The 11606-nt window shown below is 65.5% G+C and carries 10 protein-coding genes and 2 pseudogenes; 8 read left to right on the top strand and 4 right to left on the bottom strand.

Annotated elements, in window-relative coordinates:
* Together IEY60_RS27870 and IEY60_RS27865 are read left to right on the top strand one after the other, a co-directional pair.
* Window positions 1-255 (top strand): phosphopantetheine-binding protein, encoded by a 255-nt coding sequence (locus IEY60_RS27870; protein WP_189033466.1) that lies wholly within the window; start codon window positions 1-3, stop codon window positions 253-255.
* Window positions 256-332: 77 nt separating this feature from the next.
* On the top strand, window positions 333-2066 hold the full coding sequence (locus IEY60_RS27865) for a GAF domain-containing sensor histidine kinase (protein WP_189033465.1): 1734 nt from the start codon (window positions 333-335) through the stop codon (window positions 2064-2066).
* Between the two features lie 120 nt (window positions 2067-2186).
* On the opposite strand, the pseudogene IEY60_RS35980 reads toward IEY60_RS27865, so the two are convergent.
* Window positions 2187-2336, bottom strand: a pseudogene (locus tag IEY60_RS35980) (MerR family transcriptional regulator); the annotation flags it as partial.
* Window positions 2337-2492: 156 nt separating this feature from the next.
* Here IEY60_RS35980 and IEY60_RS27860 point away from each other — a divergent pair.
* From IEY60_RS27860 to IEY60_RS27840, 5 genes and pseudogenes are all read left to right on the top strand, one after another.
* Window positions 2493-2918 carry an Hsp20/alpha crystallin family protein gene (locus tag IEY60_RS27860; RefSeq protein WP_189033464.1) on the top strand — a complete coding sequence of 142 codons (426 nt, stop codon included), beginning with the start codon at window positions 2493-2495 and terminating at the stop codon, window positions 2916-2918.
* A gap of 270 nt (window positions 2919-3188) precedes the next feature.
* A complete protein-coding gene (locus tag IEY60_RS27855) occupies window positions 3189-4187 on the top strand; it encodes an alpha/beta hydrolase (RefSeq protein WP_189033463.1) in 999 nt (332 codons plus the stop codon).
* Between the two features lie 399 nt (window positions 4188-4586).
* Window positions 4587-4886 (top strand): hypothetical protein, encoded by a 300-nt coding sequence (locus tag IEY60_RS27850; protein ID WP_189033462.1) that lies wholly within the window; start codon window positions 4587-4589, stop codon window positions 4884-4886.
* A gap of 367 nt (window positions 4887-5253) precedes the next feature.
* A pseudogene (locus IEY60_RS27845) lies at window positions 5254-6791 on the top strand (peroxidase family protein); the annotation flags it as partial.
* A 280-nt stretch (window positions 6792-7071) separates the two neighbouring features.
* Window positions 7072-7389 (top strand): hypothetical protein, encoded by a 318-nt coding sequence (locus tag IEY60_RS27840; protein ID WP_189033461.1) that lies wholly within the window; start codon window positions 7072-7074, stop codon window positions 7387-7389.
* 239 nt (window positions 7390-7628) lie between these two features.
* Here IEY60_RS27840 and IEY60_RS27835 read toward each other — a convergent pair whose 3' ends face one another.
* Window positions 7629-8195, bottom strand: coding sequence for a TetR/AcrR family transcriptional regulator (locus tag IEY60_RS27835; RefSeq protein WP_189033460.1), 567 nt, complete (start codon window positions 8193-8195; stop codon window positions 7629-7631).
* Window positions 8196-8243: 48 nt separating this feature from the next.
* Here IEY60_RS27835 and IEY60_RS27830 point away from each other — a divergent pair, with 48 nt between their 5' ends.
* Window positions 8244-8885 carry a GNAT family N-acetyltransferase gene (locus IEY60_RS27830; RefSeq protein ID WP_229740182.1) on the top strand — a complete coding sequence of 214 codons (642 nt, stop codon included), beginning with the start codon at window positions 8244-8246 and terminating at the stop codon, window positions 8883-8885.
* An 84-nt stretch (window positions 8886-8969) separates the two neighbouring features.
* On the opposite strand, the gene IEY60_RS27825 is transcribed toward IEY60_RS27830, so the two are convergent.
* Together IEY60_RS27825 and IEY60_RS27820 are read right to left on the bottom strand one after the other, a co-directional pair.
* On the bottom strand, window positions 8970-9734 hold the full coding sequence (locus IEY60_RS27825) for an SDR family oxidoreductase (RefSeq protein ID WP_189033459.1): 765 nt from the start codon (window positions 9732-9734) through the stop codon (window positions 8970-8972).
* Between the two features lie 270 nt (window positions 9735-10004).
* A complete protein-coding gene (locus IEY60_RS27820; RefSeq protein WP_189033458.1) occupies window positions 10005-11465 on the bottom strand; it encodes an FAD/NAD(P)-binding protein in 1461 nt (486 codons plus the stop codon).
* Window positions 11466-11606 lie beyond the last annotated feature (141 nt).

The following is an 11606-nucleotide window of genomic DNA, read 5'->3' as shown; positions in this document are numbered from 1 at the left end:
ATGTCCGATTCGCTGTCTCGTGACGACGCGGAGGCAACCGTTCGAAGCGCGCTCCGCGGCTTCGCGCCAGCCGCCGATCTGGCAGACCTGGCCGCGGACGCGCCTCTGCGCGCCACTCTCGACCTCGATTCCCTGGATTTTCTGACCTTCGTCGAGCGGCTCACCACAGCCACGGGAATCCGCATCGACGAAAGCGACTATCCGAATCTGGCGACCATCCACACGTGCGTCGAATTTCTCGCGACCCGGGCTTGAACGTGTAGGTCACAGTTCGCCTGTGATCTCCCGACGAGGTCGATAGGGGGTGGCTGTTCCGTGGAAGAATCCGGAACATGGACGACGCGTCGGCGGTCGGTAGGCCTCCGGTGACCGAAACCCTGTCGCAGCTGCGTTTGCGTGAGCTGCTCGGCGAGGTCCAGGATCGGATCGCTCAGATCGTCGATGTCCGAGACCGGATGGACCGGTTGATGGAGGCCATGCTCGCGGTGACAGCGGGTCTGGAACTGGACAACACGCTGCGCACGATCGTGCACACCGCGATAGAACTCGTCGACGCCGGCTACGGCGCGTTGGGTGTGCGGGAAACCGACAAGACCAGCAGCCAGCTCGCCGCGTTCGTCAACGAGGGGATCGACGATCGAACCCGCCTGCTGATCGGGGATCTGCCTCGTGGACGAGGCGTGCTGGGAGTGCTGATCGCCGAGCCGAAGCCGATTCGGCTCTCGAATTTGTCCGACCACCCGTCCTCGGTCGGTTTCCCCGAGAATCACCCGCCGATGCGGACCTTCCTCGGTGTTCCGGTACAGGTGCGTGGCGAGGTCTTCGGGAATCTCTATCTCACCGAGAAGGCCGGCGGGCTCGAATTCACCGAGGATGACGAAGTGGTCGTGCAGGCATTGGCCGCTGCGGCAGGAATCGCGATCGAGAACGCCCGGCTCTACGAGCAGTCCCGGGTGCGCCAGCAGTGGCTCGAGGCGATCCGGGACATATCCACCGAACTTCTCGCCGGTGGTGTGCCGGAGGATGTACTCGGGTTGGTCGCCGAACGCGGCCGTTCCCTCACCGGCTCGGCCTGTACGTTTCTGGCACTTCCGGAAGACCCGGATCTGCCCCGCGAGGAGGTGACCGAGCTCCTGGTGGTCGCGGCCGCAGGCATCGATGCCGAATCCTTGGTGGGCAAGCGTATGCCGCTGAACGATTCGCATTCGGCCGAAGCGTTCCGTTCCGGGCAGGCGGTCGCCGCGGACTTCCCGGCCAGCAATCCGATCTTCGACTCGATCGAGGATTTCGGGCCGGTTCTCACCCTCCCGCTGCGCGCGAACGGAACGGTCACCGGCGTCTTGACGTCGGTATTCCCGGTGGGTACCAGCCAACTCGGTGAGGTGGACCAATCGCTGATGGCCACTTATGCCGAACAAGCGGCAGTGGCGTTGCGGCTGGCCGACAGTCAGCGCCGCATGCGCGAACTCGACGTCTACGCCGATCGTGACCGAATCGCCCGTGGTTTGCATGATCACGTCATCCAGCGATTGTTCGCCGTCGGCTTGTCGTTGCAGAGCACGATGCAGCGGACCAGGGCGGTGGAAGTACGGGCGCGCCTGGACGAGACCATCGACGATATCCAGGCTATCGTGCAGGACATCCGGCATTCGATATTCGACCTGCAGTCCGACACCGCGAGCCACTCCGCGACCTATCGCAAGCGGCTCCACAGCATCATCACGGAGATGACCGCTGATGCCGGGTTGCGTACCACCGTGCGACTCGCCGGGCCGGTCACCGTGCTCGAGCCGCCGCTGTCGACGCATGTCGAAGCCGTGCTGCGGGAGGCGATCAGCAATGTCGTTCGCCACGCGCGAGCCAGCGCTGTGGCAGTGGAAGTCGTGGTGGGTGATGAGGTGACGATCGAGATCTCCGACGACGGTATCGGCCTCGACCCGGCGAACACGCGCCGAAGCGGATTGGGCAATCTCGCGGCCCGCGCGACCGAGATGGGCGGCGCTTTCACCATCCAGCCCGGCCCGCGAGGCGGCATCGTACTGCGGTGGAGCGCGCCGCTACCCTGACCAGTGCCAACAGATTGGGCGACCACGTCATCCAGACGGCGGGCTCCAGCCACAGGCGCGGCCAGAAGGCCCACACCGGAGCTCCGCCTGCCGACACGGTTCGTGAGAGTGGATCCCTAAGCGGGTGCCGCCCGCGCTGCGAGCGGGGGTGACCAGGCCGTGTGGTTCGTACAGGCACAGGGTCTGTACCCCGATGCCGGCCAGCTCCGCGGCCACGGAGATCGCGTACACCGCCTGCGCTGCCGGTATCGGGTCGTGTGGGGAGACCACCTGCGTCCTCACCTCGATTTTGTGGTTCTCCACCAGATTACTTGGTTCTGGTACTTGCACTCATCTGGGTCGAATGCTAAATGATAGCTATGTCGGATGACATAGGTTATCTGATCAAAATACTACCGCGAATGGAGTGAGTTGGAGGTGGCGACCATGTTGATGCGCACCGATCCTTTCCGTGATCTGGACCGGTGGACCCAGCAGGTGTTCGGCACAGCGGTACAGCCGGCGGCCATGCCGATGGATGCCTGGCGCGACGGTGACGAGTTCGTCGTCGAGTTCGACCTGCCCGGTATCGACCCGGACTCGCTGGATCTGGACGTCGAACGCAATGTGGTGACCGTGCGCGCGTCGCGGCCGGGCCTGGACGCGAACCGGTCGATGATCGCCGCGGAGCGCCCGCGCGGGGTGTTCAGCCGCCAGCTGTTCCTGGGCGAGAGCCTCGATACCGACCAGATCCGCGCCGACTACCGCAACGGGGTACTTCGCCTGTCGATCCCGGTCGCGGAGAAGGCCAAACCACGCAAGATCGAAATCGCCCGCGACCACGACCGCGAACCGGCGGCCATCAACGCCTGAGCCTGTGATGGAGGTCGACGATGTCGGTCTCGGTCATCAACAACGGCTACGACACCGGCCTGGGGCGGGCGTGGTGGTGTGACACCGAGTTGGTGGCGCTCGATCCCGACTACGCAGCCTTGATCGCCGAGATCGACGCCATCGGCGCCCGAGGGCGATGGTGCCAGAGAACGCGCTGGCCAGGCGCGAATCCATTGTGGGGTAACAAGATTCGAGACAGGAACGGTATCCTCTTCGGATCCGGCGACCGTCCGGGTCCGGGAGGATCTGATGACAGCAGCACCTTCTCGGTTCACCGCGATGCACCGCCAGATCCTAGGCGCGGTAGCGGCCCTTGGCATCTTCGCCTCGCTGCTGGCGCCGGGCCCTGCGCATGCTGTCACTGCGACGATCGACCATCGCGTCGCGCGCAACGACACCTGGGAGCAGATCTACGTCTACTCACCGTCGATGGGCCGCGTGGTCGGCCTGGACGTTCTGCATCCGCGGGGATCCGCACGACGTCCCACCCTGTATCTGCTCGATGGCACGGGCGCGCGCGATGATCAGGCGCAGAGCACCTGGACGATGCGCACCGATGCGCCGGCCTTCTTCGCGGACAAGAACGTCAACGTGGTGATGCCGATCGGCGGTGGCGGCACGTTCTACACCGATTGGCTCGAAGACGACGACGCGCTCGGTCACAACCGGTGGGAACAGTTCCTGACTCGGGAACTGCCGCCGTTGGTGAATCGGGAGCTCTCGGGAAACGGTGTGAACGCGGTCGCGGGGTTGTCGATGGGCGGGCATGCCGCGGCAACGCTTGCCTTCCGTAGCCCTGGCCTCTACCGGGCCGTCGGCGTCTTCAGTGGTTGTCTGCTCACGGGCGGCGTCGGCCAGCCCATGGTCCGTGCTGCGGTGCATCACCGTGGCGGGAACCCGGACAAGATGTGGGGCGGCTCGCTGGCGCCCGGCTGGGCAGCCCACGATCCCACGAAACACTTGGGCGCCCTTCGCAACACTGCGTTGTACATGTCTGTCGGCAATGGCTCGCAGGGCCCGGCCGATGTCGACTTCGATCCCAGCTTCTCCTACCCGCTCGACCTCGCCGGGGCAATCAGCCTGGAGGAAGGCGCACTGGCCTGTACCCGGACCGTAGAAGGATTGATGCGGGTTGCGGGCCTGCGACCCACTGTGCGGTACGCAGTGTTCGGCACCCATTCCTGGCCGTACTGGCAACAGGCGCTACACGACTCGTGGCCCACTCTCCGTACCGGGCTCGGCATCTGACGAGGCTGTCCCAAATAGCGATCGGGGCCGAGTACGAGCTCGTTGCCACCGCGCGGTATTGACCGATTTCGACGGTGAAGTGGCCAGCAGTAATGCCCCGACAACGGTGAAGAAGCCGGTAAAGACGACAGCCAGCCGTCCCACCAGCGGAGCAGACCCCACAATGCAATTCCGAGACCGATGAAGGCCGGCCACAACCAGAGGCCGAGCAGGTCAGCTTCACTCGGTGAGAATGTATCCGTCCGCCCGTCGACCGTGATGCCGACGACTTGCCCGCGCCACAGCTGCAGACTCGCTTGCACGCCCTCTCGAGACCTGTCGTAGAGATCCCAGCTCACCTCGTGGGATTGGCGGGAACCATCGCCGCGCTGCCATGTGAGCTCGTAATGGGTTGTTCTGGTGGTGCTTGTTGTGCCGTCGCTGCCGGTCGTCGTTGGAAGTCGTTTCGTAAGTACGCCGCTCACTGATCGAGACAGACTCCTCGGTGAAACAGGTGCCTCCGGTCTGCTCACATCGCAGAGCATGGTGGAACTGCCTTGTCTGACGATAGGGGTCGATGGCAGCGGTGAGCGCGAACACAATCACACTCACACCGACCAGAAAGGCAAGCAATCGTCCGATTCGGCCGCGCAGCACCGAGTCATCGACCAGGACGAAGGCTTGGGCACCCTGCCGTATTCCGATGAGGATCGGGCCTGAATTCTCGCCGCGACCGCCATCAGCCGAGGTGATTTCAACGAGCAAGACAGCGATCATTGTGAAACCGGCCCGATTGATGCCCGTCGAGTCAAGTCAGCTTCACCGGCCCAGGCGGTGGGATCCCGCCGCAAGCCGATGCCGCCGAAAGCAGTGCAGTCGACGGCATCGGGCTTTCAGCGGTGCGTGATGCCTCATCATCGGCGCGCCCGGGAACATGCTGTTCACCAGCTCACGGCATGGCGATGTTCTGGTCCACCATCATCGCTGCTCATCTCCTTTCGCGAAAAGAGACTCGATATGTCGCATACCCGCGAGAGAACGGATCTACGAGATGCAGTAACTCCGTGGGCAGGGTTCAGCCGACTACTTCTATGTCAATCCGGAAGGGCCCAACAGCACGCCCGATCCCGTGGCCGCGGCGCGGGACATCCGCGAGACGTTCCGCCGCATGGCGATGAACGACGAGGAGACAGCCGCCCTGATCGTCGGTGGTCACAGCTTCGGCAAGACCCACGGCGCGGGCGACGCGGATTCGGTCGGCGCCGAGCCCGAAGCCGCCCCGATCCAGCAGCAAGGCCTGGGCTGGAAGAGCACTTTCGGCACGGGCAAGGGCAAGGACGCCATCACCAGCGGCCTGGAGGTCGTCTGGACGCCACCCCCACTCAGTGGAGCAACGGGTTCCTGCAGAACCTGTACGGCTTCGAATGGGAGCTCACCAAGAGCCCCGCAGGCGCATGGCAGTGGAAGCCGAAAGACGGTGCGGGCGAAGGCCTCATCCCGGACCCGTTCGGTGGGCCCGGCCGGACACCGACGATGCTGACCACCGACCTCTCGCTGCGTGAAGACCCGACCTATCGCGAGATCACCCGGCGCTGGCTCGACCACCCCGAAGAACTGGCCGAAGCGTTCGCCAAGGCCTGGTACAAGCTGCTGCACCGCGATATGGGGCCCGTGAGCCGCTACCTCGGCCCCTGGGTTGCCGAGCCGCAGCTGTGGCAGGACCCGGTTCCCGCGGTCGACCATCCCTTGATCGACGAGCAGGAGATCGCCGCGCTGAAGTCAACCGCCCTGGACTCCGGATTGTCTGTCGCTCAGCTGGTCAAGACCGCACGGGCGTCGGCGGCGAGCTTCCGCAGTACCGATAAGCGCGGTGGCGCCAACGGCGCCCGTATCCGGCTCCAACCCCAGCGTGACTGGGAGATCAACGAACCGGGCGACCTGGCGCAGGTGCTGTCCGCGCTCGAGCGGATCCAGCAGGACTTCAATGCCTCGGCCACCGACGGAAAGAAGGTATCGCTGGCCGACCTGATCATCCTGGCCGGCTCCGCGGCGGTGGAGAAGGCCGCCGCGGACGCCGGTTACGACGTGACTGTGCCGTTCGCGCCCGGCCGGACCGACGCCTCGCAGGAGAGCACCGATGTGGAGTCGTTCGCGGTGCTCGAACCGCGCGCCGACGGTTTCCGCAACTATGCGCGTCCCGGGGAGAAGGCACCGCTCGAGCGGCTGCTGCTCGACCGCGCCTACATGCTCGACGTGACGGCGCCGCAGCTGACGGTGCTGATCGGTGGGCTGCGCGTGCTGGGCGCCAATCACGGCGGCAGCTCACACGGCGTCTTCACCGATCGGCCGGGCGTGCTGACCAACGACTTCTTCGTCAATCTTCTCGATCAGAGCACGGAGTGGAAGGCGTCGGAGACACAGGAGAACGTCTTCGAGGGCATCGACCGGCGCTCCGGTGAGAAGCGGTGGACCGCTACGGCCAATGACCTCGTCTTCGGCTCACACTCGGTGTTGCGCGCGGTCGCCGAGGTGTATGGCCAGAAGGACGCGGGTGAGAGGTTCGTGAACGACTTCCTTGCCGCATGGGTCAAGGTGGTCGACAACGATCGTTTCGATCTACGCTGAACCGCGACCCGAGTCCCGGCCGGCCACCGCGTCGGCCGGGACACATTGGGCGGGAACGCATCTCGCGCGGAAAGCCGCCGCGCTGTCGAGCGTGCGCTGGTGGCGGCCCGCGGTTGCTCGGACACCGTTGGATGCCGAAATCGCAGAACGCATTGTCGAATCTCTGGTGACCGGATAGCGATTCCTGTCCAGGGGTGCATGTCGTTCTCCGTATATTGGGCCGCATCTGGAATTGTCCGCCTGACTCGGAGATGCCGCGTCGGCCTGGAGGGAGCCCAGCATGAATCGCCGAGTTCTGGCTTCGATTGTCGCCGTATCGGGAATTGTCGCCGGCGGGGTGCTGCTCGCGCCGGGCGCCGCCGCCTACCCGGTCGGACCGTGGGGCGTGCAGGGCCCGTGTGCAGGCAAAGCGGCGCAGGAGTGTCCTATGAGCCCGTCGGAGGACGGCTTGACATGGGGCTGGCATGGAGACGCCTGGAATTACGACAAGACCGGTGCGTTCGTCTGCATGTCGTCGGCCTTCTGGTGCCCACCGCTGATGGGCGTCGTGCGCGCGCTCCCGCCGACTCCGGTCGGATCGTGGATTCACCCCGGCTGACGCGGATCCGTCAGGGCAGCTGTACCTCGGGACCGAAGTGGGCACTCATAAAGCACATTCAGCTCGGAGGTCGATGAATCGAAGCGCGGTAGATTCGGGCGAGCTGTCGGCGCCGATCAGAATCGTCGAGCCGAGGTATCGCGCGGCGATCTGGCCGTAGATGGCAGTGAGCCATGCGGCCGACAGCGACGAAAAGGCCAATGCGAAGCCCCTGACGCGCGGGCGCCTTGAGGCTTCTGTCAATTGATTTCGGCTCGAATCGCGGAGAGCATGACCGTCCGTACCGGCAGTGGCGGGTCGTCGGTGATCCGGGTGATTCCGGCGAGTCCGACGCCGAGCATCAGGAGGCGAGCGGCGGACGCTCGCGCCTCCGTCGCGTCGGAGAGCACGCCGGACAGTACGGCTGTGAGGACGTCGGTCAATTGTGTGAGGGTTTCGACATAGCTGATCGCTACCGGGCCGCGTATTTGGGCGTGCGCACCGGCCTCGGCCCAACGAGCCAGCGCGTGCCCCTCGTCGCCGCTCTCGCCGATCAGGTCGGCGAAGAACAGTGTCAGCGCGGTGTACGGGTCGAGGTCGGCAACCGCGCGCTGGTAGGCCTCGACCTCGCGGTCCGCGTACCGCCGCCACGCATCGGCGGCAAGATCATCGGTCGAGGCGAAATGATGATGTATCTGTCCTTGCGAGCCGCCGAACTCGCTCGCGACGGCGCGCGCCGTCACTGCGCTCAGTCCCTCTCGTGCCACCACCGTGGCGGCCGCCTCGACCATCGAGTCACGGCGCGCGGCGCGGGCCAGGTAAGCCATCGATCTCTCCGTTGCACGTGCACTCGGCCTCGGACACCGAACGCCAAAGTGTGGTCGTACGCGGCCGGAAATGGACTGGACATCAAAATTGTACATAGGTACAAATTGGTCATGCCCACATCGATCCGCACCCTGTCCACCGCAGACCTCGACCGCGCCTCACAGATACTCGGCGAGGCCTTCACCGACTACCCCTGGACGAATTGGTGTGTCGCGGAAGACGCTCACCTGGACCGCATCTCATCGCTGCAGCGCGTCTACCTCGAGCACATGGCACTGCCGCATGGGAGCGCCTACATCGACACCACCGGCAACGGCGTGATCGCCTTCCTTCCTCCCGAGACCCCAGCGCCGACCGCGGAGGTGTCGGCCAGAATCGTGGAATTGCACGGCGACCGACTCGATCGTCTGATGGCGGCTGAAGAACGGATGTCGACGTTGCCGGTGCCCGACGGCGCATGGGTGCTGGCGACCATCGGCACCACACCGCGCTCCAGGGGAACCGGACTCGGCACGGCGCTGATGAAACATGGCCTGACCGAACTGGACCGAGCAGGGCACGCCTGTTGGCTCGATACCTCGACCGAACGAAACCTTCCGCTGTATCAGCGGTTCGGGTTCACGGTGGTCGAACACATCGCGCTCGACGGCGACCTGTCAGTGTGGCGAATGCATCGTCGCGAGCCCTAGCGAGCCGTACAGGCCCACCAATATCATCACGCTCTCCGAGAAAAGGTCGTCGAAATCGACTGCGACACAATAGGTCTTACCCGACTAGAGGGCGGTACCACCGCTGGCGTCGAGGGTTTGGCCGGTGATCCACCGGGCGTCGTCGCTGACGAGGTAGGAGACGATGTCGGCAATGTCGGCGGGGCGGCCGACGCGACCGAGGGCGACGTTCGAGGAGGCTTCGCGCTGACCGTCGGGGTTATCGATGAGCCAGGCGTTCATATCCGTCAATACATAGCCGGGGGCGACGGCGTTGACTGTAATGCCGCGCGGGCCGAGAGCCTGGGCGAGTACGCGGGTGAAGCTGTCGATCGCGCCTTTGGTCATGGTGTAGGCCAGGATGTCGGGGATCGCCAACCGAGTGACGGCGGAGGACAGATTCACGACGCGGCCGCCGTCACGGAGCCGGTCGAGGCCGCCTTGCACCAGGAAGAACGGGGCGCGGACATTGGTGGCGAAGATGGTGTCGAATTCCGCGGGCGTCATGGTGTCGACGCCTTTCATGATGGTCATGCCCGCGTTGTTGACCAGGATGTCCAGGCCGGCGTGGGCGCCGAGGCCGACGAAGCCTGCGTCCACGTCATCCAGGAGGGTGGCAAAGTCGGTGGAGCCGAGGTCGCCGCGAACCGCGAAAGCTCGGCCACCGTCGGCTTCGATCCCGGCGACTACGTCCTTGGCTGCCGCGTCGTTCTGACCGAAATGTACTGCTACCAGTGCACCGTCTCGGGCCAATCGTTCAGCGATGGCACGGCCGATGCCCCGGCTCGCGCCGGTTACCAGAGCTGTTTTGGTTGTCGGGGTTTCACTCATGAAAGCTATTCAACGGACATGCCCATCCGATGTCTGGCTGGATTCGGACATGGCGTTCAGGTCCACCAAACCCCGTGGAATCAGCCATCCAGGCTCGCGTCATCATGGGATCGGCTCCCAGCCGGTCCACGGCTGCGGACCGAATCGACTCCGCAGGCAATCGACGCGATGCTGAGCTCGAGCAGCATGCTCAGGCTTCGGTCCGGCTGTCCGTTGTCAGTTGAGGTGGCGCAGCTTGTAGGTATTGGCAGGCGGCCAGGGCGACCCGATCTAGGCCATGAGGTGGTGGGCGAGGGCGGCGGCTTCCATGGCCAGACCGGGCGGGTTCGTGGCGATGAACAGGGAGTCGGCGGCCAGATTGCCCAGGGCGTGCCAGGTGGGGTCGGGCCGGTCCGCGACGAGCAGGCGGCGGGTACGGGGTTCGACGCACAGGCCGCCGGTGGCTGCCGATTCGGCTGCGCCGCTGGCGAGTAGCGCGCTGACGAGGGGTTCGGTCTCCTGGGGCGTGGTGTACGCGGGCGGGTTGACGGCGTTGAAAACCACATCGGCGTGCCATTCGGCGTCGTCGTGGACGGTGAAACCGCCGCCCGGCCTTGCCTCGATCTTGCCGAGGCTGGGACGGAGCCGGAGCTGGCCCGAATCCAGCAGCCGCAATACGATTTTCGCGTTGCGTGGCACCATCGGTGAACTCAGGCTGCTGATCGTACGGAAGTACTCGGAGCGCAGCATGCTCCGGTCCTGCTCGGCCAGCAGCGGCCACACGATCGGGCCGAGCACTCGGATCGCCATGGTGAGCAGGCGGCGTCCCTGATGCGGGTTGTCCAGCTCGGTCAACTGGCGGCGCAGCCGGGTCACAGGCTGCTCGGTGGCGCGGATCTCTGCGGCAAACGACTCGAAATCCTGTCCCAGCTCAGCGAGTTCGGCGCGCATGAGCTCGACCAACTGGTGGAAGTGCACCACGCCGGCGGCGGCCAGCCGCAGCCCGTTGGCCGGAGTGAGGTGTTGTGGTGCGAGCGGAAGGGGGCGCTGTTGCACGAACGGGAGCACTCCGCTGCGCGAGAGAAGGCTGATCGGCCCGGTGTGGTTGTCGGTCGTCAGCGCCACGGCGATATCGACCGCCGTCAGACCGCTGCCGATAACTGCGACGCGCGCGTCGGCTGGTATCCCGGCAATCGTATCGGCCAGTGGGTACGGCTCGTTGACGTACCCGGGCGCACCGGTGAGCCCGTAATGGTCACGTGGACGCCCACTCCCGACGCTCAGCACCGCGCGATCGACCGGATGACTGCCGCCGTTCGCGGTGTGCAGGACCGCCCTGCCGTCGCTCGCGCCAGGGCGGGAGAAATCGACCACCCGCGAGTTCACCATGCTGACCTGCCAGCCGTTCCGTCGCAGTCGGCCGATCGCGGTCTGGGCGGTCTGCTCCAGGTATTCGCCGTACACGCTGCGGGGGACCAGCGGCTGACCTAGGCCCTCGTCGAGATATCGGGCCACCTCGTGCCGGTCCTGCAGCCACCGTGCGTAGTGCGCGCGGTCGGTGGCGCGCACCGACATGAGCGCGGGCGGCGCGTTGACCCGGACCGCCTCGACGTCCGGCTGGTACGGCCGCCCCCGCCATACCGCGGACGAGCCGTCGAACACTGTGATGCTGCCGGGCGTGCCCTCGGTGGCTGCGAGTGCGTCGAGCAGTCCGACCGCCGCCGTGCCCGCACCGATAATGCCGAGATCCATCGTGTTTCCTTCCGATCACTGAGACCGGACCAGCGTCGCCCGCCCGCCGCCACCTCGAACATCCCCCGATCGTGGGGTTCGCACCGTCGCGGGAATTTCGCACGTGGTCAGTCGATTACCCCTCATATGTGGGATGGTGGT

It is taken from the genome of Nocardia rhizosphaerihabitans, assembly GCF_014646295.1.
In the GTDB taxonomy this organism is placed as follows: Bacteria; Actinomycetota; Actinomycetes; order Mycobacteriales; family Mycobacteriaceae; genus Nocardia; species Nocardia rhizosphaerihabitans.
This window is presented reverse-complemented; position numbering and strand designations above follow the sequence as displayed.